Here is a 23679-nt window from a genome sequence, read left to right on the forward strand (position 1 = left end):
CGCCGATTAAACAACGCCTCCTGTGCCTGCTGTCAACGGGCGCTTGCGTTATCTACCGCCAAGCGTGCTGTGCGACCTCCTACTTTGGCGCTTGATGACCGCCGCGTGGAAGGAGAGCACACCATGACGCACGTGACACCGCCGTACTTTTTCGATGAGTTCCTACAGACCGTCAAACGCAAAGCCCCGACTGCGCGAGAGCGCGCGCTGGGGTTTTCGGTCAAGGACCTCGATTGGCTGCACACGCTCTACTACGCCACTGATGCAGCGCGCCAGAATGAGGCGCTGCACGGCTACCCGATGAAGGTGGAAAGACTGCTGGCCACCGCTGAGGGCAAGCCCGCCATCGTGCTGGCCGGGGCGTTTATGATGAGCCCCACACCCGATGCCAGTAAGGCCGTGCTCTACAGCCCCTATGGCGGCCTGGAGCTGTTCGACAGCCGCGCCGACCTGCTCATTGACGTGCAGGAGCGCCTGGCACATCCGGCCAAGCGCGAAGAGTGGCTGCAGTTTGTGGCCATCGGCGAGCGTGATGCACTGCCGGTCAATCTGCACCTGACGCTGAGCACCGCCGTCATCCCGGGCGCGGTCATGGAAGACCAGGAGCAGGCCATCCTGGCCGGCCAACAAAAAAATGTGGCCGCGATGCTCGAGCAGTTGCGCAAGCTCCCCAGCCTGCACTGGATGCTCGACACATTGCTCACCATCATGGCGCGGACCTGCTTTCCCGGCCTCAACCAGAGCGATACGCGGGTTAATTTTTTCAGCCAGGCCTCGACGGCAGCAGACCGTCGCTGGGTCGCCTCGATGCCACTGCGCGATGCGCTGCTGCAGTTTTACGTCAAGCAGGCCTGGCCCTCGGGGCAGACCCACACGTTCTTCAACATCGGCCATGACACCCGCGCGTTTACCGAGGCGCAACTGGCCGAGGACCAGCAACGCTGGGACAGCCTCGTCGAACAAACCGGCAGCCTCCTTTCGAGCCTGTTGCACAGCCTGCTCCAGACCTACTGGAACGAAGACTTCGACGGCGGGCAATCACGCCTGCGGTTTTTTGCCCGGGTGATGAGTGACAAGTTTCGCGCCGACCTGTTGTTCAAACACCAGAATACGATCCTGAGCACTGAAGAAAGCCAGGCGCTGCGCGCCCTGTTTCTCTCGGACCAGGCTGCCCGCGCCACCTACGCCAGTAGCCTGAGCGTGGAAAAAGTGCGCGTTCACGCGCCCTATCATCAGACGGTGGAACTGGCCAGCACCTTGCTGATCAGCTACACCCACGCTTATCTCTACACTCAGTCGCGCGGTCTGCAGGTACTCAAGGACATGAATGCCCTTAACGACACGCTGCGGGTCATGCTCAGGACCGCCGGGCATGAAGATGAGCTGCTTAACTTCGTCTCGCTGGATGAGCGCAGTCTGTTTGTCGGCACGGACCCGTTGCACGTCACGGGCCATCCTGTGGTCGGCAATGTCTTCGAGGAGATGATCGAAGACATCGCGGCCAAACAGTTCAACAACCTGGAACATGCGTTGGGCGTGTATCGGCGCGGCGCGGGCAGTATCGACCTGGCCGCTCTGCTCGACAGTGCGCTGGACGTGCGCACCCTGCTCGACAGCCGTTTGATGGAGCAGGAAACCGAAGGGCGCTGGAGCGTCCACCCCATCACCACGGGCAGTGGCCAGCCCGGCACGGTCATCGCGGAAAAGGCCAAGGCGCACTTGCAGCGGCTGCACGCAGTCGATGCGGCACTGGTGCTCGAACGCAGCAAACACAGGCCCCTTCGCGCGCTGGCAGCCCACGCCCTGGAGGCAGAGTTGGCCAGCAGGCACCTGGCCCTGAGTGCCGACGCTATTGAGATCAACACCTACGCCACCACAGCACTGGAGCGCGAAGAGCGCCCACCGCAGACCTCGTTGAACATGGTTGAACACTTCATCGCGCGGCTCGCCCGGCAGGCCAACGCCTTGACCGGCTCCAGCCGGAGCGGGTTTTACCAGCGGCGCAAAGGCGTCGCCTACCAGGTGCCGAGTTTGACCGTGGCCACGTTCAACGCGGTCATCGAGCGGGTCTTGAGCTCGTTTACGCAAGGCTTGCGCGCGCTGCCGCATCTGCTGGTGGACACTCACCCTGTGCATCTTGGCCAGGCGATGTTTCAGGGCCTCAGTGGCGAAGCTGAGCTGAGGCGCTTGTCCAAGACTTTGCCGCCGGCTCATCTCGGGCTGCTGGGCAGCGTGCTCAATGCCGACAGCATGGACAGGCTGACGCGCCACGGCCTGAACGGCTTTATACCGGATGCCTATGGCCTGACCTTGAAGGTCGGTACGCAGACCGCGCTGCAGCCCCTGGCCAATTGTTTTGTGCTGTCGGAACGCGGCGGCCTGGACGTTCTTCATTCCGGTGCGGCGCTGCTATGGACGGTGAGTCGCGGCTATGAGGCGTTTGATTCGATCCAGGCCTTGCGCGATGAATTGGGGCAACGCTTGCAAGATGAGCAGGCGCGCCTGCCCCTTGTCGAAAACCTGCCGGCGTCGAGGCGTGTGCCTCATCAACGCCTTCAATTGGGCCCGATGCAACGCATCGACGATCATTTGCTCAACAACCGTCAACAGTCCTACAACCAGTTCCTGTCGGGCGAGGTTGATCACCTGCTGTCGATGCCAGTGAGCGTACAACGCTTTCAGGACTGCATGGACGCGCTGATCCGGCGGGCGCCGCCGTCCAACCTGCAAAGAGCTGTCACGCTTACCCGCGCCCTGGTCAACCAGCAGGCGCTGCCGGTATGGCTGGGCATGGCGCAGCCGTCAGAGCAGATCCTGCATGCCGAACTGCTTGAACAATATCGCCTCAGTGCGCCGGACGAGCGTGACTATCTGCACAGCATCACGCCCTTGCGCGAACAGGTCATGAGCACGCTTTCAACCCTGCTCAATGCGCGCTTTCCCGGGCAGGTGGTCAACCCGGACAACATACTGATTCCTGCGCGTATCGAACGCGAAGGCACCATTCAAACGCTGACGGACTTCGCCCTGCGGCACCTGCCCGCGTTGCGCGCCGAGCAGATCCGCCCGACCTCACGTACTGCCACGCCGCTGCCGTCCACGCTGGACGGTAATGCCGTGGTGCAACTGGTTCGACAGCTGGACTTGAAAAGCCTCTACCAAGCATTGCTGACCAGTCACTTGGGCGGTCAAACCGAAGACACACGCCAGCGCCGTCACCTGTTCTGTCGGCAGTTGCCCTGGCAACTGCTGCAATACGCCCATGAACAAAAACTGGATGGGCGGCTGTCCGGCTCGGCCTGGAGTTTTATCCGGCAGGTGTTGGATATGCCCGACGCCGTGGCTCGCGCCGCCGTGCGCGGCGTGACGGCAACCATTCGCCCGCTGGAACTGATGGCCACCGAGGGTGCAGCCCTGGTCAAGGCCTTGGGTTGCTACCTGATCGGCCCGCACGCCGACGCCTCCGGCCCTGTGGTTTTGTACGCGCCCTACAGCCCCCAACATGTGTTGAGGGAATACGCGAATGAAGCCGCCCTGCTCGATGAATTCACTACGCCCGGGGCCTTGCAGGAGTGGATCGTGGGTCAGCTGGAAACGGCCCATCAGGCGACTTACCGCCATCTGCTGCAGCCGCATGGGCGTCAGCAGAACGCGGAGATTCGTCTGGGCTCATCACCCATCAGCGGTAACCTGCTCAACCGTCTGTTTGCCGACAACAGCGAGATGCTGAAGCGGATGCTGAGCTGCCAGTTCACGCTTGCGGGCAAAACACAGTGGGAGGCGATCACCCGCCTGCTGACCAGCAAAATCCCCAAGACCCTGCAGTTGATGGCGGGCAAACTCACGTACCCGCTGGTGGTGTGGCGCAGCTACAAACTGTTCAAACTGTCTGCCGAAGACTTGCAGCAACACCGCTGGGCGCACGCCTTGAAAACTTTCGCGCTAGGCGTGGCCGAAATGGCCACCTTGCGCAAAAGCCTGGAGAGGGTTTTGCCCGATGCGCCAACCCCCGCGGAGCAACCGACGCTGGAGCAATGGCTCAAGGCCCCTGCCCCCACCGCGACCAGCCTGGCCGAGCAGGACCTGACAGCGCCGCTGCGTACGCACCTGCAAACCTTTGAACACCACGACACTGCCCTGGCCGACCTGACAAAAAGCGCCTACAGCCACGTGTACCACGATGACATCGGCGCCCTCAGCCTGGTGCCGCTGGCGGGCAAAGTCTACCCCGTGAAAAAAGCCGGTGAGCACTGGCGCATCAGCAACGGTGCACAGCAAGGCCCTTATTTGCAGCGCAACGCCCTGGGCGAGTGGGTGCTGGACCTTGACCGGCATCACCCGCGCTTTGGAAAAACCTTGAGCCGCTACGCAGGCAAGCTTTCCACCCGGGCAGCCGAGCGGGAAGCCATCAATATCGAGGCCGTGGGTTTGCGGGAAATCGCCGCGCTGTCCAGCTGGAAGGCGCACTGTATCGACGAAGCGCTCAACGTTGCGACCTACTATGCGGTCACCTGCAAGCGCAACATCGTCAATTTTGCCGTGCTGAGAGCCCCGAACAGTCGGGTCGGACGTTTTTTAAGTGAGTTGTTCGGCGTCATCACGATGACCGCTGAACAAATGCACAGGGTTGAACGGCGAGTCGACGAAGTGCTCGATGAACTGGTCAATCCCACCCTGACCGCCCCCGACTCGATGCGTTTTGTCAGCGGTATCCACCGGTACAGCCCACACGACACCTTCGCCTTCGTCTTGCCCAACGACGCCGAAAAGAAGATCTACCTGCTGGACCGGTTCTTCGACCCACGCATGGACATCTATCAGAACCGCTTGATCGTCCCGTTCGACATTTCGGCGCACGCACGCGCGACGACGTTGATTCACGAGATAACGCACTTGATTTCCGCGACCGAAGACCTGGCCTACCTGGACACCATGCGACCGTTTACAGACCTGATCAATGTACACGTCAGCGGCGCGCCGTTGATGTTGATGGACCTTGCTCACCTGCGCGACACGGCGCTGTCAACCTTGACGCCGGCGACGATGCTGTTCAAGACCTGGGATGTGTTCAGCGAGCAATGGGAGGATTTTGGTGACCGTCCCTGGACCCGAGCCTTGAAGAATAAAGTGTTGAACACCACCGGTGCGCGGACGCTCAACGACGCCCGGGCGATCTTCATGAGCGACCCGGACAAACGCATCGACACCATTCTGGCGAATGCCGACTCGGTGACTTACTTGATCTGCCAACTGGGCCGAGCGCTGGATGCGGGAGCCTGAGCAGGCTCCCGGCAGGACGTCAGTCTTTCTGGTCACGCAGGATATTGCCCGAAGCGCCATCAATACGCGCTTCATAGACGACGCCATCGGACTTGCGCCCTTTGACTTCCCAGTAGCCTTTGTCATCGGCTTCGGCGCTGTAGACTTCGACATACCCGGCCTTGGCCTTGGCGGTTTCAATGGCCTTCTCGATGGTGATCCAGCCCGCGCCTGGTTTATCCGCCAGGGCTGCGCCAGCGCTGAGCAGCGCGGTGGTTGCACACAGGGCGACTAAGGTTTTCTTCAGCATTTTCGTACTCCATTGGGGGGAATGACGGACTCATGTCCTCTGGTTTTCTGATGTTTTCAAACGAGAATAAGTTCCAATTGATGTGCAATCGCCATGATGGCTGTTCTCGCCATCCGCCTCGGGAGGTTAGAATGTGCGAAATCAGGATGAGTTAATGAGCGAAAAGTCCCTTTCAGAAGCCGAATATGACGCCATCACCGACGCCGCCGCGCATTGGTGCATGCGCCTGCATGCCGATGACTGCACGGCGGGCGAACGTCAGGCTTTTGCAGATTGGCACGACGCCCATCCCCTGCACGCCTTCGAATACGCGGCCATGCTGGAAATCTGGGACGTGGCCGATCACCTGCCACGCAGCGAGCCGGCGCCGGCGGTGCTGGCGTTCAAGCCGCGCAGGCGGCTGCGCGCCTACGCCGTTGCCGCAGCCGTGTGCCTGGCGGCCTTGCCGCTTGCCGCCCTCACGGGCTGGGAAGCGGGCTGGTTGCCCAGCTCGTATGAACACTTCGAAGCCACCCAGGGCCTGCGCAAGATCACCCTCGGCGATGGCAGCCAGGTGGAGCTGAACCTGGGCACCGAGTTGGTCTACAGCCATTACAAGGACGAGCGTCGGGCGACCTTGAAAAAGGGAGAAGCGTTTTTCAAGGTCGCTCACGACAGCCATCACCCCTTCATCGTGCGGGCTGGCGACGGCCAGGTGCGCGTCACGGGCACGCAATTCAACGTCTGGAAATACGAGGACCAGGTGCGGGTAGTGCTGCTTGAGGGCTCGGTACAGATTTCCAGCGACGCCGTGCATGGCAGCGTGCCGCTGACTCCGGGCATGCAGGCGAGCTACCACACGGGCGATGCTACGCCGCAAATCGCCGCGATCAGCCCCAATGACGCCGCGCTTGCCTGGCGCCAGGGCAAACTGGTGCTCGACAACCTGGCGCTGGCCGATGCATTGCCACTGATCAACCGCTACCTGAATAAACCCGTGATGCTGGCAGACACCACCACCGGGACCATTCGCATCGGCGGCATCTACAACATCAACGAGGTCAATAACCTCGTCCCCTCCCTGCCCAAGGTTTTGCCGGTCTACCTGACCCAGAACCAGGACGGCAACCCCGTGCTCAATTCGATTCCACGTAAAGCCCCCAAAGGCTGATGCCCTTTGCATCAACGGGACCGCTTGCGCCCTGAGTGTCCATTTTTGAAACACATGTGTGCCCTGAACCGCCCGTGCTGAGCGGATTCATCGTTCTGTCACACCGACTGTTTCAGCCATGAGACAGCCTTGAGGCGGGGCCGCCTATGCGCGGCCACAGGGGCACTGTCTCAACGCTGATACAGCACGGCCATCACTTCGCCTTGCTTTGATCCCAACCCTCTGAATTTCAAAAACAAATCAAAAGCGGCACGCGTTCTGCTCTCTCCCTTACAGCGCTGTTTAGGGTCAGCGCTAAGAATAAGGAACACTGCCGTGGACACACACACTTCAGGCTCACTGAGCCTCCTGCTGATCAGCTGCGTATTGAGTGCCGGCGCAAGCCTTCCAGTGCTCGCGGCAGGTGATGGCGTGATCGTGATTGAGCGCCAGGTTCAACCGTATGTCATCGGCCGCTCACGCGGCGTCGACCCCTACCCCAACACCGTCAATGCCAACCCGTCAGCGCAAGTGCTGCGCGCCTCCACCAATGAACTCAGCGACAACGACATTGGGCGCATCAGCAGCGGCTCAAGCATTACTCGCAGCATCATGCCCAACGGCGACATCACTGGTTTGAACACGATTGGCAGCGGTCCAGGCCTGGGCGCCAGCAGCGCGGCCGGCCACAGTGGCGGCGGCATTTCGGGCACGGTCAACGGTGCGATATCCAGCGGCCTCGCCCCGCTGAACAACATCAGCGGCATGGTCGGGGGGGCGATGAAATGAATCGCACCTGGATGCTACTGGCGGCGCTCGGTTGCACAGCGGCGATGGCCGACAGCAACAACAACGCCAACATCGATAGCTCGGGCACGCAGTACAACGGCGTGGTCTCGATCAACCAGGCTGCGGGCGATCAACAACAGTTGAGCAACAACGTTGCGATCGCTGTGGGCCACAACGCCCAGTCAACGGTGACCGTCACGCAAAAAATCAGCGGCGCTGCGGCCGACCGCGCGCTGAACGCCAGGACGACGATCCAGGGCAACGCTTTCAGCAATGGCAACGGTGCACTGAGCGTCAATCAGTCGGCCGGGGCCCAGAACCAGATGATCAATGCCGTGCGAATCAGCGTCAGCGCTGGCCCGCAGAGCATCGACGACAGCGTCATGTCGCAACAGAACGTTGCGCTTGCAACCGACTCAGGATTGACCTCTACCACTGGCAGCCGCCAGGTCGTGACCAGCGACCAGGCCTTCACCGGCAGCCGTGGAGTGGTTCAGGTCAACCAGAGCGCCGGGGTGGGGAACCGAGTGGCTAACACCCTGAATTTACGACTCAACTGATGGAGCTGAGTCGCTAGCTGGAACGTACCAACACTTAACCAACTAATAGAAGCAAGGAGATACACCATGAAAACTACAATGGCCCTCAAACCACTGGCTTTCGCTCTCGCTGCGCTCATGGCTGTTGCTGCTCAAGCGGGTCAACCCAACCATCATCCACAGTCTGCGCCAACGACCGCAGCGGCGACCACCCAAGACGGTCAAAGCAACCACGGCAACGTGGTGCTCAATGACAAAACCAAGAACAACGCTTCGGCAAATGACTCCTACAACAACATCAGCGGCGTGGCCAACGGCAACGTGCTGAGCGGCGACAACAACCAAGGCAAAAACGATGTCGCCATCGTATCCGGCGACGCCGACTTCGTATTCGCCAGCACCGGCACCGCACAGTCGAACACCGGCAACCTGGTGATCAACAGCGGCACCAAAAACAACGCATCCCTCAACGACAGCGGTAACCACGCTTCGGGCGTGATTCAACTGAACGCCGCATCGGGCACCTCCAACCAGGGCAGCAGCAGTGTTGCAATCGCCTCGGGTAATGGCGACAGCGGCGCCGCAACCGTCGCCGGCGTGCAGGACGTGTCGGGTAACCTGACCCAGAACCTGAGCAGCGGCCACGGCTGGAGCAGCAAACCGGTGGTCAACAACGCCAGCGTGAACAACTCGATGAACTTCAGCTCCGGCGTGTCGAACTCCAACGTTCTGTCGGGCAGCAACAACCAAGGTCAGAACAACGTCGCAATCACTCGCTTCTGATGCAGACAGGGCCTTGGCAACAAGGCCCTTTTTATTTCCAGTGTCCAACAGGTCCTACGATCATGCGCTTTGGAGCCCTCCTTCTGCTGCTGGCACTCACCGGCCCGACCTGGGCGGCGCAAATGGCCGTGGTCATGCCTAACGGCGCGGTGGTCTACAAGAAGGTCGAGAGCATCCGTGAGCGCAAGTTCGCCAACCTGGTGGAACAGAAAACCGACTTCAGCTGCGGCGCGGCCGCACTGGCGACCATCCTGCGCCAAGCCTATTGGATGGACGTGGATGAAGACCACGTCATCAAGGGCATGCTGGTCAACGCCGACCAGAACCTGGTGCGCACCCAGGGCTTTTCGATGCTGGACATGAAGCGCTACCTGGAAAGCATCCACATGCGCGCCAAGGGCTACCGGATCACCCCGCAAGTACTGATCACCGTGAAAGTGCCGGTGGTGGTGTTGCTGGATATTCGTGGCTACAAGCATTTCGTGGTGTTGCAACGGGCGGACAACGACTGGGTGTACATCGGCGACCCCGTGCTGGGTAACAAGCGCTATGCCAAAGACGATTTCGTCAAAGGCTGGAACGGCATTGTGTTCGCGGTTATCGGCGAGGGCTACGACAAGGCCAACGCCCTGCTCACGCCGCCCAACCCACTGACCGCCAAGAGCCAACTGAACGAATTCAGCCCCGTACGCGACAGTGAATTGATGGACTTCGGTTTTATCCAGAGCGACTTCTTGTAGAAGCGCAATAAGGAGCAGGATGCTCCAGGAGCACACGATGAACACTCGAAGCTGGCTGACGGTCATGTGCCTGGCAGCCTCAGTACCTGCCTATGCTTCCTCGGCGTTCAAGCCGATCGAACTCAAGGACTCGGAAATGGCCGAGCTGCGTGGGCGTTATGTCATGCCGGGGCGGATTATCAGCTTCGGGATCGTCATGAGCAGCACCTGGACCAATGCCGCCGGTGCAACCGTTACCGGCACGGCCAATATGCAGGTCAGCTCAGCCACCGTGACCCCTCAGTTTTACGTGCAGGTGACCGGCAATGATGGCACCGGCGTCACCAAGCAACCACAAGGCACTGGCACGGTCATCGGCGGCGCAGGCCTGGGCACGGGCCAGGGCGTGACGCAAAGCGTGCGCGCGGCGGGCGACGGCAACACCGCCAGCAACGGCGTGGACATCAACGTCACCCAAAACGGCCTGGCGCCTGCCAACTACGTACAATCAGGGCAAGCGCTGATGGCTGGCCAGCCGATCACCGGCGGCACCGCTGCCGGCCAGGTGACGGTCACGGCCAATAACGGCGGGCTGCAAATGGCGCTTCAGGCCAGTAACAACCAGGGCAATGCGGTGCAGCAAATCGGCGGCGGCAACGTCCTGCAAGGCACGGTCATTCAAGGCAACAGCAACTTTGTGAACAACATGACCCAACTCAATGTGGTGCTGGGCAACAACGGTCTGAACAACCTCACGCAAAACCTTAATCTTGATCAACTCAAAGGCCTACGCCCCTCCGGATATTGAACTACGCTGAGCCACGACACTTACGCATTAGAAAGGGACGGCTTATTTCATGCATCGATCGTTATCGTTACGTGCCGTGGTTTGCTTGAGTACGCTCTTGCCTGCATCAATGCTATACGCCGCGCCGGATGCCGACATTGAGACCTTGAAGCAGGAACTGCTGGAACTCAAACAACGCTATGAAGTGCAGCAAAAAGCACTGGCCGTACTGGAACAACGCGTACGACAGGTAGAAGACCAACCCGCAACTCCCGCCCCCAAACGCTTGGCCAAATCCCCCGCCGACTTCCAGAAAGGCGGCACCACCGTGGCCGGTCATACGCCTGGCACAGGTGCGGCGGCAGCTTCGGGTGGCGCCGGCGGCGGCAGTTCCTACGGGCAAAGCCTCAAGGACGACTCGGCCCCGGCACAAAGCGTGAGCAACCTGTACAACGAAGCCAGCGGCTTTTTCGGTAACGGCAAGTTCAGCTTCGAAACCGGCCTTACCTATGCCCGCTACGATGCTCGCCAGCTTTCCCTCAACGGCTTTTTGGCCCTGGACTCCATCTTCCTGGGCAACATTAACCTGGACCGAATCAAATCCGACAGTTGGACCCTGGACCTGACCGGGCGCTACAACCTGGACAATCGCTGGCAGTTCGACTTGAACGTGCCGGTGGTGTACCGCGAGTCGACTTATCAGTCGGGCGGTGCCAACGGCGACTCCAACGCCACGTCCGAAGCGTCGGTGACCCGAGACCCGACCATCGGCGATGTCAACTTCGGCATTGCTTACAAGTTCCTGGATGAAAGCGCCAACCTGCCGGATGCAGTGGTGTCAGTGCGCGTCAAGGCCCCGACCGGCCAGGAGCCCTACGGCATCAAGCTGATCGAGCAAGCCAATAACAATAACCTTGCCGTGCCGGAAAGCCTGCCGACGGGCAACGGTGTGTGGTCGGTAACGCCAGGCATTTCCCTGGTGAAAACCTTCGATCCGGCGGTGCTGTTCGGCTCGCTGTCGTATACGCATAACTTCGAAGAGTCATTCGGCGATATCAGCCCTAACGTCAACCAGAAAGTCCCCGGCAAAATCAGCCTGGGCGACAGCTTCCAACTTGGCCTGGGGGTCGCCTTCGCCCTCAACGAGAAAATGAGCATGTCATTTTCCGTGTCGGACCTGGTGCAGCGCAAGAGCAAGATCAAACAAAACGGCCAGGACTGGCAGTCGGTGGTGTCCAGCGATGCCAACGCCGGTTACTTCAACGTGGGCATGACCATTGCCGCCTCAGAAAACCTGACCATCGTGCCGAACCTGTCGATCGGTATGACGGACGATGCGCCGGACTTTACGTTCAGCTTGAAATTCCCGTACTACTTTTAAGCCGCGCAAGGAAAAGCCCCGCAACGATAAGGGTCGTTGCGGGGCTTTCGTTTTACCCGCCCTAGCGGATCTGGTGCTTGTGCAGCAATCGGTAGAACGTCGGCCGGGAAATCCCCAGCACACGGGCTGCGACACTCAGGTTGTCGCTGTGCCGATTGAGCACATCGCACAGCGCTTGGCGTTCGGCGCGGTGCTTGTAATCTTCCAGTGTAGCCATCGGTGGCGCAATTGCCTGCTCGCCCAGCAAACCCAGGTCCGCCGCTTCGATCTGTCGCCCTTCGGCCAGCACCAGGCCGCGGCGCACGCGATTGGCCAACTCGCGCACGTTGCCAGGCCATGGGTGTTGCCCCATGGCTACCAGTGCATCCTCGCTGAAGCTGCGCGGGCGGCGCCCGGTTTCCTGACTGTAGAAGCGTGAAAAGTGGTTGGCCAGCATCGCTACATCGCCGTGGCGCTCACGCAAGGGCGCGGTGACCACCTGCAGCACATTCAGGCGGTAATACAGGTCTTCACGAAAGGTGCCCTTCTCAACCGCGGTTTCCAGGTCGACGTGGGTTGCCGCCAATACCCTTACATCCACGGGGATGGGTTGGCTGCCGCCGACACGTTCGATTTGCTTCTCTTGCAAAAAGCGCAAGAGGTTGGCTTGCAGTTCCATCGGCAAATCACCGATTTCATCCAGAAACAGCGTGCCACCGTGAGCCGCCTCGATGCGTCCGACCTTGCGCTGATGCGCGCCGGTAAACGCACCTTTTTCATGGCCGAAGAGTTCGGACTGAATCAGGTGTTCGGGAATTGCACCGCAGTTGATGGCCACAAACGGCTTGGCGTGGCGCTGGGATTTGCGGTGCAAGGTCTTGGCCACCAGCTCTTTACCGGTGCCGCTGTCACCGCGAATCAACACCGGCGATTCCGTCGGTGCCAGCTTGGCCAAAAGCTTGCGCAGTTCACGAATCGGCCGGCTGTCACCCAGCAATTCATGCCCGGGCTCATCTATCAGCGTGTGGCCCTTGCCACGCAGGCGGGCCATGCCGAACGCACGCCCCAGCGTGACCTGCACGCGCGCCACGTCAAACGGCAAGGTGTGGAAGTCGAAAAACCACTCGCAGACGAAATCTCCGACGTTTTGCAGGCGCAAAACGTCCTGGCTAAGCACCGCGATCCACTCGGTGCCGCTGCGGCTGATCAACTCCTTGACCGCTTCCGGGCGCTCAAGGTGATAGGGCTGCAAGCGCAGCAGGCCAACATCGCAAGACCGATCGCCGACGGTTCCAAGGGCGCAGCTGTCCACTTCCCATCCGGCGGTGCGCAGACCGGGCAGCAGTCCGTGGCAGTCATCACACGGATCGACCACAAGCAGACGACGCTGGACAGGTGTAACAACCATGACTATTCCTTGGCGCCAATATTCTTAAAGTTATTTAGAAACAAAGGTTTGTGAGGCCTGGCGCTAACACTAGCAAGGTATTGACGCGCGCCTTGTACCATTTCGCTATAAGTGTTGGCAGAAAGCCACTGCTGAAGGTTTCCAAGTAAAAAATCGCCGCGCACAGAGACGTTCATTCAGCTTTCAAAACAGCCGCTTATCTGACGTTGATCACGGAAAGTTAAAATTTCTTGCTCTAGCATGTGACCCGTACCCCGCCGTCGAGCATCAGTACAAGTAACTCGCCGTCTGGCTCGCCCAACCGACGGCACTCACTTGAATGGGCATTAGAGAGAAGACTCACATGAACGCCCCGCTCCGCATCAACGAAGCTCTTTTGATCGCAGACCGTGCTTTTCAGCCCTTTCAGTGCGTGGCCTGGCACGATGGCAATGGCGCCCTCAGCCTGAGCGTCATCGACCGCACCAACACGCGTATTGGCAGCAAACAGCTGTCCTCGAGCGCCTATACCGACCCGGCTCAGTTGGAAGATTTGTTGTTACAGGCTCGCGCCGAACTCGACAAAGATGGTTATAAGTTGCAGTCCTGGGCAATGCCCAAGTAAGACAACACAGCAACTTCCGATCATTGCCCTCATGTAAAAACAATGATCGGAAGTTCAGTGCATCTGCGTTGGCCAGTGACGGCGCTTATCGCGCCGCCAGAATAAACCGCTCTAACGCTTGTGCAGCACCATCCTCGACATTGCTGCCGGTGACGACGCTGGCCTGACGTTTGACGGCCTCTTCTGCCTGGCCCATGGCAATCGACAAACCGGCGACGTGAAACATCGCCGGGTCGTTGCCGCCGTCGCCAATGGCGGCTGTCTGCTCAAGCGGTACACCCAGGTGTGCAGCCAGGGCTTTCAAGGCATCACCCTTGTTGGCCTGCATCGCTGTTACGTCCAGGTAAATCGGTTGCGAACGCGACACATGGGCCAGCCCCTGAACCTTGGGCTGCAACTGCGCTTCCAGCTCTATCAGCAACTCAGCATTGCGACTGGCCGCGACAATCTTGTCGACCCGATCCAGGTACGGCTCAAAACTCTCCACGACCAGTGGCCCATACCCCAGGCCAGCGGCTTCAACCGCTACCATCGGCCCGGGCGGATCACGCCGCAGCCATTCGCCATCGGCAAACAGCCAGACTTCGACGTCCGGCTGCCCGGAGAACAGCGCCAACGTGACCAGCGCCGCCTCCGCCGGCAGATGGTGGGCCAGCAGCACGCTGCCATCGGGGTTGATCAACGTGCCGCCGTTAAAGCCTGCCACCGGCACATCGATGCCGAACGTTTCGATCATCTGCATCATGGCCTTGGGCGGCCGCCCGCTGGCCAGGCTGAAGAACACGCCGGCGTCGCGCATGGCGCGCACTGTATCAATGGTGCGCTGACTGGGCGTGTGGTCGGGACGCAACAGCGTCCCGTCCATATCGCTCAGGACAAATCGGATGGGATGGATCGCGGCATCATTCATCCCAGGCTATGCCAGGTACGGCCATCGCGGGCCAGCAAGGCATCGGCCGCTGCCGGACCATCTTCACCGGCCTTATAAGCCTGGATGCCATCGTCCTCTTTCCAGGCGTCAAGGAACGGCTGCACCGCACGCCAGCCGTTTTCGATGTTGTCAGCGCGCTGGAACAGGGTCTGGTCACCGGTCATGCAGTCGTAGATCAGGGTTTCGTAACCCGTCGACGGCTGCATCTCGAAAAAGTCTTTGTAGTCAAAACCCAATTCGATATTGGCCATCTCCAGGGTTGGCCCAGGCTTTTTGGCCAGCAGGTCGAACCACATGCCTTCATTGGGCTGGATCTGGATTTTAAGGTAGGTGGGCTTGAGCTCATCCACTTCGGTATCGCGGAACTGCGCATACGGCGCGTGCTTGAAGCAGATCACGATTTCGGTGTCGCGAATGCTCATGCGCTTGCCGGTGCGCAAGTAGAACGGCACGCCGACCCAGCGCCAGTTGTCGATCATCACCTTGAGGGCAACGAACGTCTCGGTGCTGCTGTCGGGCGCGACGTTGGCTTCTTCGCGGTAGCCGGGAAGCGCCTTGCCGGCGATCTCGCCAGCGGTGTACTGACCGCGTACCGAGTTGGCCCGCGCGTCTTCCAACGACCAGGGCCGGATGGCGCCGACGACCTTGGCTTTTTCACCACGCACCGCATCGGCACCAAACGCCGCCGGCGGCTCCATGGCTACCATTGCGAGCAACTGGAACAGGTGGTTGGGCACCATGTCGCGCAGGGTGCCGGTTTTTTCGAAGAAATTTCCGCGGGTTTCTACGCCGACGGTCTCGGCCGCGGTGATTTGCACGTGGTCGATGTAATGGTTGTTCCAGAACGCTTCAAACAGCACGTTGGAGAAACGGCTGATCAGAATGTTCTGCACCGTTTCCTTGCCCAGGTAATGGTCGATGCGGTAGATCTGCTTCTCGCTCATTACCTTGAGCAGGCACGCGTTCAGCGCTTCGGCGGTGGCGAGGTCGGAACCGAAGGGTTTTTCGATCACGACACGACGGAAGCCGTCGTCGGTTTCATTAAGCAAGCCGGCGCTGCCCAGGCGCTGCACCACTTCACTGAAGAAGCGCGGCGCAGTCGCCAGGTAGAACACCGCATTACCGGTGCCGCTGTCGGCGATCTTCTTGCCGATGTCGGCGTAGGTGCTGTCGTCGAGGAAATCGCCCTCGACGTAGCTGATGCCCTTGGCCAACTGAGCCCACAACTCTGGGTCGAGGGCGTTTTCGGCATTGCCCTTGACCTTGCTTGCGGCCTCGGTGCGGATGAAGTCCTCGAGTTTCTTGGCGAAGTCGGCATCACTGATGGCGTTGTGATCAACGCCCACAATGCGCAGGCCTTCGCCCAGCAGCCCGTCACGACTCAGGTTGTACAGCGCCGGCATGAGCAGGCGCTTGACCAGGTCGCCATGGGCGCCAAACAGAAAGAGCGTGGTGGGCGGAGCAGGTTCGGCCTTGGGTTTCTTGCCGTTGGCGGTCATTTTTTGGAAGTCTCCACATGGCCGCCAAAGCCGAAGCGCATGGCAGACAGCATTTTGTCACCGTAGGTGCTCTGCTGACGGGAACGGAAGCGAGCGAACAGCGAGGTGGACAGCACCGGTACCGGCACCGCTTGCTCCATGGCCGCTTCGATGGTCCAGCGGCCTTCGCCACTGTCGGCCACGGAACCTGAGTAGCCGTCCAGCTTTGGATCGGTGGCCAGGGCGTCGGCGGTCAGGTCCAGCAACCAGGACGAGACCACGCTGCCACGGCGCCAGACTTCGGCGATGTCAGCAACGTTGAGATCAAAGCGCTGATCTTCCGGCAGGTTTTCCGAGTTTTTGGTCTTGAGGATGTCGAAGCCTTCGGCGAAGGCCTGCATCATTCCGTACTCGATGCCGTTGTGAATCATCTTCACAAAGTGCCCGGAGCCCGCTGGACCCGCATGGATATAGCCATGCTCGGCACGGCTGTCAGCCGAGGCGGAACGGTCCTTGGTGCGAGGGATATTGCCCAGGCCCGGGGCCAGGCTGGCGAAGATCGGGTCGAGGCGCTGTACAGTCTCGGCGTCGCCACCGATCATCATGCAGTAGCCACGCTCCAGGCCCCAGACGCCGCCGGAGGTGCCGACGTCGACATAGTGCAGGCCTTTTTCCGACAGGGCTTTAGCGCGACGTACGTCGTCTTTATAGTTGGTGTTGCCGCCGTCGATGATCACGTCACCGTCTTCAAGCAGCTCACTGAGTTCATTGATGGTGTTTTCGGTCGGGTCGCCTGCAGGCAGCATGACCCAGATGGCGCGAGGCTTTTGCAGCCCGGCTACCAAGGCCTTCAAGTCGGCAACGCCTGTGGCGCCCTCCTCGCTCAAGCCTTTGACGAATGCTTCGTTACGGTCGTATACAACGGTGGTATGCCCATTGAGCATCAGGCGCCGCGCAATGTTACCGCCCATGCGGCCTAGTCCGATAATCCCCAGTTGCATGTGCTGATGCTCCTAACTGCTAAATAAATGTGTGACATAGTTTATAGCGCAATGAGGCTAATGAGGGTTAGTCCAGAGCGGATCCTTGTAGTTTCATGACAAAAAAAGGCCATCGTTTCAGCATCACGGCCGCAAAAGTCACAGCGACCATCAAAAATAAAAAAGTTCCATTGATTCAAAAAAGAATTCAGAATCGCTGCGACTGTTGCCGAGGACCTCGATTAAGCGTTCCGGCACCGCGATCTACCGGCTATTTGCGAGGTAAGCAATGAGCACAGCACAGACGATGCGCCCGCCACAGACCCTCTATGTCACCGTCCGTCGCGACGAACTGCGCCAGTTGAAAGACGAGCGCGATCAGCTGCAGCAGGAAGTCCTGCGCCTGCGCTCACACCTTCAGGCGCAAATCAATCAAACGTCCGGGCCTCAGCCCGCACTTTGCTGAACGTGGGCTGAACGAAGCGTTCAGGAATAACTCACGAAGTTTTCACATCCTCCTCCCGATACTCCCGCCGAATAGGGCCACCCACATGCGGTAGCCCTCTGCTGCGCGTATTCCTGCGCGGCAACTGGCAATTATCGGGTTGGAGCGCTGGATGGCGATGTTCAAACGCAGCACGAAGTCTGCGAAAGGCTTTGATTGGGCCGGCCTTGGCTGGTTGTTTCTGTTTTTCTGGTATTTCTCGGGTATTACCCAACTGCTGATCCAGCTGACCGGCACTTCCGGCTTCAGCGGTTTTCGCCAAGCCTTCTTCCTGAGTGCGTTCTGGCTCGCGCCCATGCTGCTGTTCCCGCGCCGTACGCGCCTGCTCGCCGCCTTGATCGGCGTTGTGCTGTGGGCTTGCTCCATGGCCAGCCTGGGTTATTTCTTCATTTACCAGCAGGAATTTTCCCAAAGCGTCATCTTCATCATGTTCGAGTCGAACATCTCTGAAGCTGGCGAATACGCCACTCAATACTTTGCCTGGTGGATCGTGCTGGCGTTCATTGCCCACACTGCCCTGGCGATTTTCCTGTGGACCCGCCTGCGCCCGGTTTACCTGCCGCGCGGTCAGTCGATTCTCGCGGCCACCGCGATTGTCCTGGCGGTGGTCGGTTATCCGTTGGTGAAACAGATTGCAACCAACCCCACCATGGAACTGGCCATCGATGGCTTCGAGTCGCGGGTCGAGCCCGCTGTGCCGTGGCAGATGATCGTCGCCTATCGACGCTACACCGAGCAGCTGAACAGCATGCAAGGCATGCTCACGAGCGCCAGTCAGATCCCGCCCTTGAAGAACCTCAAGGACAGCATGGCCGGCCAGCCGTCGACCCTGGTCCTGGTAATCGGTGAGTCCACCAACCGCCAGCGCATGAGCCTTTACGGCTACCCGCGCAATACCACGCCGGAACTGGACAAGCTGCGCGACCAACTGGCGGTCTTCGATAACGTCATCACGCCGCGCCCCTATACGATTGAAGCGCTGCAACAGGTGCTAACCTTTGCCGACGAAGAAAACCCTGACCTGTACCTCAAGACACCGTCGATTGTCAGCGTGATGAAACAGGCTGGCTACAAAACCTACTGGATCACCAACCAGCAGACGATGACCAAGCGCAACACCATGCTCACGACCTTTTCCGAACAGGCCGACGAGCAGGTGTACCTCAATAACAACCGCAACCAGAACGCCCGCCAGTACGACGGCGACGTGCTGGCACCGTTCGCCAAGGCCCTGGCCGACCCCACCGAGCGTAAGTTCATCGTGGTCCACCTGCTGGGCACCCACATGAGCTACCAGTACCGTTATCCGCCGACCTTTGACAAATTCACCGATCGTCAGGGCGTACCGCTAGGCATCAGCGACCAACAGTTGCCCACTTACAACAGCTACGACAACGCGGTGCTTTACAACGACTTCGTGGTGTCGAGCCTGATCAAGGACTACGCCAAGACCGACCCCAACGGCTTCCTGCTGTACCTGTCGGACCACGGCGAAGACGTATTCGACTCGGCCGGCCATGGCACGCTGGGGCGCAACGAAGGCAAGCCGACGGCACCGATGTACACCATTCCGTTCATGGCGTACGCCTCGCCGAAGTGGCGCGAAACCCACGACTGGAGTTTCGCCAGCGACCTGCAACGCCCTTACAGCAGCTCGCAACTGATTCACACCTGGGCGGACATGGCCGGGCTGAGCTTTGATGAATGGGACCGCAGCAAAAGCCTGGTCAATGACAGCTTCAAGGCGCGCCCGCGGATGATTGGCGACCCGTATATAGGACAGAAAAAAGGCCTTATCGATTTCAGCTTGATCAAGCCGAAGAAGGTCGATGCCGCCGAAGTGGTGGTCAAGTAGTCACCGGCTTTGTAACACAAAGATAACAATCATTCTCGTTTGAGCCTAAAGTTCCCCCGCTCCTTTCGTCTTTGAGCCATGCCTTCCCTTTCCGGGGTGGCATCGAAGACGACAAGGAGTCTGCTGCGATGTTCGCGCCTTTTACCCGTTCCATGACCCTCACCTTTGGCCTGTTCGGCGCCGTTGCAAGCCCGGAGCTGATGGCTGATACCGACCCCGAACACCTGCCGGCCAAAGCCTACGAACTGGGTGCGACCAGCATTACCGCCGAAGGCCTGGGCACCACTACCGAGCACACCGGGGCTTACACCACCGGCTCGATGAGCACCGCCACCAAGCTGAACCTGTCCATCAAGGAAACCCCGCAATCCATTTCGGTGATCAGCCGCCAGCAGATGGATGACTTCAATCTCAATACCCTCACCGATGCCTTGCGCCAGACCACCGGCGTTACGGTGCAGCACCTGGATTCGGACCGGGCGAGTTACTCTTCCCGCGGCTACTCGATCAGTAACTTCCAGATCGACGGCATGCTCAATACCTTTGGCCGCATGAAGTCCGACGCCGACACCATCATCTACGACCGCATCGAGGTTGTGCGCGGCGCCACCGGCCTGACGACCGGGGCGGGCGACCCTTCTGCCACCGTGAACATGATCCGCAAGCGCCCCACCACTGAGTGGCAAGCCAAAACCGGCGTCAGCGGTGCCAGCCATGACAACTACTACAGCTATATCGATGTAGGCGGCCCACTGGCGTTTGACGGGCGACTGCGTGGCCGCACCGTGCTGGCGTACCGTGACAGCCAGTCCTTTCGCGACAGCTATGCGATGCAACGGGAAGTGGGCTACGGCATCCTCGAAGCCGACCTGACGGACAACACCGTTGTCGCCGTGGGTTTGGACTACCAGAACAAGCATGTGCAGGGCAGCTCCTGGGGCACCCTGCCCTATTGGAACAGCGATGGCAGCAAGGCTCGGCTGTCGCGCTCCGCCAACCTGGCGACCGACTGGAGCTCCTGGCCGCTTAAAGACAAAACCACCTTTGCCTCCATCGAGCATAAGCTGTCTGCAGACTGGCACCTGAAAGCTGCCTACACCCATCGCCAAAGCGACACGGACGGCAAGGTGTATTACGGCGGCGCCGGCTTTCCCAATCCGGATGGCAGCGGCATGACGGCCTGGACCAACCAGATGGTCGGCACATCGAAAATGGACGTGGTGGATTTGAATATCGCCGGTTCTTATTCACTGCTGGGGCGCGAGCATGAATTGATGGTTGGGTACGGCGAATCCGAACAGCGCGATACGGCGCCTTTTCAGCGCGTCAATAATCCCCAGGGCTACACGGACATCAAAGATTGGCGACACATGAGTGGCATCGCCAAGTTCCCGGACCGCACCACTGACCTCAAGGGCGAGCACAGCAGCCGAAAACAGAAGGCGGGTTACCTCGCCACACGCCTGAGCCTGACCGACCGGCTGCATGCCGTATTGGGCAGCCGCTATGGGAGTTGGGAAATCGAAAGCGTCTCACCTGAATACAACACCGATAACCAACTGACCCAATCCACTAAAACCCGCCAGACCCACAACGACATGTGGACGCCTTACGCTGGCCTGCTTTACGACCTCACACCCGAATACACCGTGTACGCCAGCTACACCGATATTTTCAACCCGCAAACCGCGCGGGATTCCAGCAAGAAGTATTTGGAGCCGGTGGTGGGCAGCAACTATGAAATAGGCCTCAAAGGCAGCCTGTTGAACGAACGCCTGAACCTGGCGACGGCGTATTTCTGGAGCACCCAGGATAACGTGGCCGAACTGGACAACAACGCCGCGCCGGACCCGATCAGCCGCGAGCAGTTCTACACCGCCAGCGGCAAAGGCAACAAGGTGCAGGGCTTTGAAGTTGAGGTGTCAGGTGAAGTCATGCCGGACTGGAATCTGTCTGCGGGTTATACCTATACCCACTCGACGAATGGTGACAAGCAGCGCAACAACACCAACCTGCCGCTCAATCTGCTGAAAATCTCGACGGCCTATCGCCTGCCGGGTGAGTGGCGCGGGTTGACGGTGGGCGGCGCGGTTAATTGGCAGAGCGATTTTTACGATTTCGCTGACCGACCAACAGGCGGCCGCGACGAGAACGGCTACCTGAACACTGAGAGCACCAAAATCACCCAACAGGCCTACACCGTGGTCAACCTGATGTCGCGCTACCAATTTGACGAACATGTTTCAGCGTCGCTTAACATTAACAATCTATTTGATAAAAAGTATTACGAACGTGTCGGCTTTTATAATGGTGTGTATTGGGGCGACCCGCGATCCGTCACGCTTGCACTGGACTGGAAGCTTTAAATCGCTGACCCGAAGTTAACAAAATCGTTAACTTCGGGGCCCCAAGCCGTTAATTCCCACTTAATAAGATCGCCCCACAATCGCCCCATGAATCTGATCACGGACGAGGCGGATACCGATCACACTTAATGGGGATACCTCTTATGAAACTTTCGACCTTGATGCTTGCCAGCCTGATGACCCTGACTTCCGTAGCAGCCTTCGCAGAAGGCGGTTCAGAGCGATCGAAGGAGTTCTATAACAACTTCACCTTCATGCAACAGAAGACTCATGGCACCACAGACCAAACAGCGATTGCCGATGGCAAGAATGTAAAGACCCACACGGTTGAACAATCCAGTGAAGAGCCGCAACCCAATAGCTGATTTAATACTTAGTTAATCCGCATTGCCCTGTGCCATCCCGCTCCGTTGGCAAAGGTTAACTTGGCGCCATTTAATGGCGCCTTTTTTTTGCACGTTATTTATCAAAGCGCTTTGTTCCACAACAGCCTGCGCCCCTGTGCCGGATCAAAGATCCGATTCATCAAAACCAAACTTGCGATACGCCGCCTGTTCCACGTCATTACCCTCGAGCACTTCAAGGGTGATCTTGCAGCAACCACGCTGCCGGGCGATTTCCCTGACCTTTCGCAGCATTTTCTGACTCAGGCCCAGGCGTCGGCGTGCACCGCATTGGTGTAGCTGGCTTGCAGCACCAGCGTGTCTGGGATGTCCGTTTGCTTCCTCGATGATGCGCCGTGCGCGAAAAGACTCCGAAAAAACTCCTAGGTCCCGAAGCGCTGCAGTTGCATCTCCTGCAAGCGACTGAGCGTGCGGCGGAACGGAAACTCCAGGTAGCCTTCGGTGTAGAGGCTTTCCAGCGGCACCTGGGCTTCGATGTACAAGGGCACCTTGCGGTCATAGCACTCGTCCACCAGGGCGATAAAACGTCGCACACTGTCATCGTGCACCGACAACTGCGGCAGCTCGCGGTCACCGGCCACCACACGTTGGGCTGCGTCTTCGGTGCCACGGGCGATTCGGGCCGGGCGTTGTTGCGCGCTCAAGCAGGGGACGTCACCCAACAGGATGGCCGTGAAGCGATCACACAGCAGCATGAAGTCCATGGCGGCCAGCGGCCGCTCGCACAGCTCGGCGTAACGACACCAGAGCACCGTGTCGCAGGATTGCACCGCCACAATCGAGCGCAAGCCGACACTGATTGGCCCGCTGCGCACCGCCTGCCCTGCGCTTAATTGCTTGAACAGCGTCGCGAGCGCATCCGGCTGGTTCACCCAGTAGCGCTGCAGCCCCACGCCGGGATGCAAACGATGATCTTCGCCACCGTCTACCGCTACCACCTGCATGTGCTGTTTGATCGCCTCGATGCCGGGCACAAACCGCTCGCGGTTGAAGCCGTCGGCGTAGAGCTGATCGGGCGGCTGATTGGACGTGCTGACCATCACCACACCCTGATCAAACATGACCTGGAACAAACGGCCGAGAATGATCGCATCGCCAATGTCATTGACGAACAGTTCGTCAAAACACAGCACGCGCACTTGCTGACTGAGCTCGCGGGCCAACGCCTGCAGAGGGTCCTGGATACCCGTGAGTTGAAACAGACGCTGATGCACCCACCCCATGAAATGATGAAAATGCTGACGGCGTGCTGGCACCCGCAAGCTTTGATAGAACTGGTCCATCAACCAGGTCTTGCCCCGCCCCACCGGCCCCCATAGGTACACACCGGTCACTGGCGAGCGGCCCTGGTGCAGGGCTTCGTGGCAGTGTTGCAGGGCTTCAACCGCCCGGCGCTGGGCCTCGTCTGGCACGAAACCGGGCTGGGTAGTGGCGTATTGATAAGCGGCGAGAGGCGAGTCGAAAGTCATGCGC

At 59.5% G+C, this 23679-nt stretch carries 19 protein-coding genes and 1 pseudogene; 13 read left to right on the forward strand and 7 right to left on the reverse strand.

Going from position 1 to position 23679, the window contains the following annotated elements; translation table 11 throughout:
* Positions 1-123 precede the first annotated feature (123 nt).
* The gene (locus ACP7B3_RS03755; protein ID WP_426177946.1) at positions 124-5280 is read left to right on the forward strand and encodes a dermonecrotic toxin domain-containing protein; all 5157 of its coding nucleotides are present in this window, start codon (positions 124-126) and stop codon (positions 5278-5280) included.
* Between the two features lie 19 nt (positions 5281-5299).
* Here the strand turns inward: ACP7B3_RS03755 and ACP7B3_RS03760 are convergent, their stop codons facing one another.
* Positions 5300-5569, reverse strand: coding sequence for a PepSY domain-containing protein (locus ACP7B3_RS03760; RefSeq protein WP_106579755.1), 270 nt, complete (start codon positions 5567-5569; stop codon positions 5300-5302).
* Between the two features lie 154 nt (positions 5570-5723).
* On the opposite strand from ACP7B3_RS03760, the gene ACP7B3_RS03765 reads away from it, so the two are divergent.
* The 7 genes from ACP7B3_RS03765 to ACP7B3_RS03795 all read left to right on the forward strand — a co-directional run bounded on the left by ACP7B3_RS03765 (position 5724) and on the right by ACP7B3_RS03795 (position 11696).
* Positions 5724-6719, forward strand: coding sequence for a FecR family protein (locus ACP7B3_RS03765; protein WP_426177948.1), 996 nt, complete (start codon positions 5724-5726; stop codon positions 6717-6719).
* A 315-nt stretch (positions 6720-7034) separates the two neighbouring features.
* Entirely contained in the window at positions 7035-7487 is a 453-nt protein-coding gene (locus tag ACP7B3_RS03770; protein ID WP_145165698.1) for a hypothetical protein, read from the forward strand.
* Positions 7484-8047 (forward strand): adhesin, encoded by a 564-nt coding sequence (locus ACP7B3_RS03775; protein WP_426177950.1) that lies wholly within the window; start codon positions 7484-7486, stop codon positions 8045-8047. The genes ACP7B3_RS03770 and ACP7B3_RS03775 overlap by 4 nt, the downstream gene beginning before the upstream one ends.
* Before the next feature lie 66 nt (positions 8048-8113).
* Positions 8114-8809 carry a heme utilization protein gene (locus ACP7B3_RS03780; protein WP_145165700.1) on the forward strand — a complete coding sequence of 232 codons (696 nt, stop codon included), beginning with the start codon at positions 8114-8116 and terminating at the stop codon, positions 8807-8809.
* Between the two features lie 62 nt (positions 8810-8871).
* Positions 8872-9549, forward strand: coding sequence for a C39 family peptidase (locus tag ACP7B3_RS03785; RefSeq protein WP_426177952.1), 678 nt, complete (start codon positions 8872-8874; stop codon positions 9547-9549).
* Between the two features lie 37 nt (positions 9550-9586).
* Complete coding sequence (locus tag ACP7B3_RS03790; protein ID WP_426177954.1) at positions 9587-10336, forward strand: hypothetical protein; 750 nt, start codon at positions 9587-9589, stop codon at positions 10334-10336.
* A gap of 49 nt (positions 10337-10385) precedes the next feature.
* Entirely contained in the window at positions 10386-11696 is a 1311-nt protein-coding gene (locus ACP7B3_RS03795; protein WP_145165703.1) for a transporter, read from the forward strand.
* 61 nt (positions 11697-11757) lie between these two features.
* Here ACP7B3_RS03795 and ACP7B3_RS03800 read toward each other — a convergent pair whose 3' ends face one another.
* Positions 11758-13083, reverse strand: a complete 1326-nt coding sequence (locus ACP7B3_RS03800) for a sigma 54-interacting transcriptional regulator (protein ID WP_426177956.1) — start codon at positions 13081-13083, stop codon at positions 11758-11760.
* Positions 13084-13426: 343 nt separating this feature from the next.
* On the opposite strand from ACP7B3_RS03800, the gene ACP7B3_RS03805 reads away from it, so the two are divergent.
* On the forward strand, positions 13427-13687 hold the full coding sequence (locus tag ACP7B3_RS03805) for a hypothetical protein (protein WP_106579746.1): 261 nt from the start codon (positions 13427-13429) through the stop codon (positions 13685-13687).
* A gap of 85 nt (positions 13688-13772) precedes the next feature.
* Here the strand turns inward: ACP7B3_RS03805 and ACP7B3_RS03810 are convergent, their stop codons facing one another.
* The 3 genes from ACP7B3_RS03810 to gnd are packed head-to-tail and all read right to left on the reverse strand — an operon-like array spanning position 13773 to position 17097.
* A complete protein-coding gene (locus ACP7B3_RS03810) occupies positions 13773-14597 on the reverse strand; it encodes an HAD family hydrolase (protein ID WP_426177958.1) in 825 nt (274 codons plus the stop codon).
* Positions 14594-16117 (reverse strand): glucose-6-phosphate dehydrogenase, encoded by a 1524-nt coding sequence (zwf, locus tag ACP7B3_RS03815; RefSeq protein WP_369303290.1) that lies wholly within the window; start codon positions 16115-16117, stop codon positions 14594-14596. Before zwf ends, ACP7B3_RS03810 begins: the two co-directional genes overlap by 4 nt.
* Positions 16114-17097, reverse strand: a complete 984-nt coding sequence (gene gnd / locus ACP7B3_RS03820; protein ID WP_065906492.1) for a phosphogluconate dehydrogenase (NAD(+)-dependent, decarboxylating) — start codon at positions 17095-17097, stop codon at positions 16114-16116. Before gnd ends, zwf begins: the two co-directional genes overlap by 4 nt.
* A 268-nt stretch (positions 17098-17365) precedes the next feature.
* On the opposite strand from gnd, the gene ACP7B3_RS03825 reads away from it, so the two are divergent.
* The 4 genes from ACP7B3_RS03825 to ACP7B3_RS03840 all read left to right on the forward strand — a co-directional run bounded on the left by ACP7B3_RS03825 (position 17366) and on the right by ACP7B3_RS03840 (position 22167).
* Positions 17366-17542, forward strand: coding sequence for a DUF6026 family protein (locus ACP7B3_RS03825; protein WP_404483104.1), 177 nt, complete (start codon positions 17366-17368; stop codon positions 17540-17542).
* Positions 17543-17693: 151 nt separating this feature from the next.
* Positions 17694-19436, forward strand: a complete 1743-nt coding sequence (locus tag ACP7B3_RS03830; protein WP_426177961.1) for a phosphoethanolamine transferase CptA — start codon at positions 17694-17696, stop codon at positions 19434-19436.
* Between the two features lie 128 nt (positions 19437-19564).
* Complete coding sequence (locus ACP7B3_RS03835) at positions 19565-21802, forward strand: TonB-dependent siderophore receptor (protein ID WP_426177963.1); 2238 nt, start codon at positions 19565-19567, stop codon at positions 21800-21802.
* A 143-nt stretch (positions 21803-21945) separates the two neighbouring features.
* Positions 21946-22167, forward strand: coding sequence for a hypothetical protein (locus tag ACP7B3_RS03840; RefSeq protein ID WP_145165709.1), 222 nt, complete (start codon positions 21946-21948; stop codon positions 22165-22167).
* 101 nt (positions 22168-22268) lie between these two features.
* Here ACP7B3_RS03840 and ACP7B3_RS03845 read toward each other — a convergent pair.
* A pseudogene (locus ACP7B3_RS03845) lies at positions 22269-22464 on the reverse strand (GNAT family N-acetyltransferase); the annotation flags it as partial.
* Between the two features lie 104 nt (positions 22465-22568).
* Positions 22569-23675 carry a cell division protein ZapE gene (gene zapE, locus ACP7B3_RS03850; RefSeq protein ID WP_426177966.1) on the reverse strand — a complete coding sequence of 369 codons (1107 nt, stop codon included), beginning with the start codon at positions 23673-23675 and terminating at the stop codon, positions 22569-22571.
* Positions 23676-23679 lie beyond the last annotated feature (4 nt).

Origin of the sequence: Pseudomonas sp. TWRC1-2, from assembly GCF_049896685.1 — a bacterium.
Classification (GTDB): domain Bacteria; phylum Pseudomonadota; class Gammaproteobacteria; order Pseudomonadales; family Pseudomonadaceae; genus Aquipseudomonas.

What these genes read in the sequence shown, in the direction of transcription:
- ACP7B3_RS03810 (WP_426177958.1), bottom strand. Translation starts at nt 14,597, where the DNA reads ATGAATGATGCCGCGATCCATCCCATCCGATTTGTCCTGAGCGATATG.
- zapE (WP_426177966.1), bottom strand. Translation starts at nt 23,675, where the DNA reads ATGACTTTCGACTCGCCTCTCGCCGCTTATCAATACGCCACTACCCAG.
- ACP7B3_RS03835 (WP_426177963.1), top strand. Translation starts at nt 19,565, where the DNA reads ATGTTCGCGCCTTTTACCCGTTCCATGACCCTCACCTTTGGCCTGTTC.
- ACP7B3_RS03760 (WP_106579755.1), bottom strand. Translation starts at nt 5,569, where the DNA reads ATGCTGAAGAAAACCTTAGTCGCCCTGTGTGCAACCACCGCGCTGCTC.
- ACP7B3_RS03785 (WP_426177952.1), top strand. Translation starts at nt 8,872, where the DNA reads ATGCGCTTTGGAGCCCTCCTTCTGCTGCTGGCACTCACCGGCCCGACC.
- zwf (WP_369303290.1), bottom strand. Translation starts at nt 16,117, where the DNA reads ATGACCGCCAACGGCAAGAAACCCAAGGCCGAACCTGCTCCGCCCACC.
- ACP7B3_RS03800 (WP_426177956.1), bottom strand. Translation starts at nt 13,083, where the DNA reads ATGGTTGTTACACCTGTCCAGCGTCGTCTGCTTGTGGTCGATCCGTGT.
- ACP7B3_RS03790 (WP_426177954.1), top strand. Translation starts at nt 9,587, where the DNA reads ATGAACACTCGAAGCTGGCTGACGGTCATGTGCCTGGCAGCCTCAGTA.
- ACP7B3_RS03755 (WP_426177946.1), top strand. Translation starts at nt 124, where the DNA reads ATGACGCACGTGACACCGCCGTACTTTTTCGATGAGTTCCTACAGACC.
- ACP7B3_RS03830 (WP_426177961.1), top strand. Translation starts at nt 17,694, where the DNA reads ATGGCGATGTTCAAACGCAGCACGAAGTCTGCGAAAGGCTTTGATTGG.
- ACP7B3_RS03765 (WP_426177948.1), top strand. Translation starts at nt 5,724, where the DNA reads ATGAGCGAAAAGTCCCTTTCAGAAGCCGAATATGACGCCATCACCGAC.
- ACP7B3_RS03795 (WP_145165703.1), top strand. Translation starts at nt 10,386, where the DNA reads ATGCATCGATCGTTATCGTTACGTGCCGTGGTTTGCTTGAGTACGCTC.
- ACP7B3_RS03775 (WP_426177950.1), top strand. Translation starts at nt 7,484, where the DNA reads ATGAATCGCACCTGGATGCTACTGGCGGCGCTCGGTTGCACAGCGGCG.
- ACP7B3_RS03825 (WP_404483104.1), top strand. Translation starts at nt 17,366, where the DNA reads ATGAGCACAGCACAGACGATGCGCCCGCCACAGACCCTCTATGTCACC.
- ACP7B3_RS03840 (WP_145165709.1), top strand. Translation starts at nt 21,946, where the DNA reads ATGAAACTTTCGACCTTGATGCTTGCCAGCCTGATGACCCTGACTTCC.
- gnd (WP_065906492.1), bottom strand. Translation starts at nt 17,097, where the DNA reads ATGCAACTGGGGATTATCGGACTAGGCCGCATGGGCGGTAACATTGCG.
- ACP7B3_RS03780 (WP_145165700.1), top strand. Translation starts at nt 8,114, where the DNA reads ATGAAAACTACAATGGCCCTCAAACCACTGGCTTTCGCTCTCGCTGCG.
- ACP7B3_RS03805 (WP_106579746.1), top strand. Translation starts at nt 13,427, where the DNA reads ATGAACGCCCCGCTCCGCATCAACGAAGCTCTTTTGATCGCAGACCGT.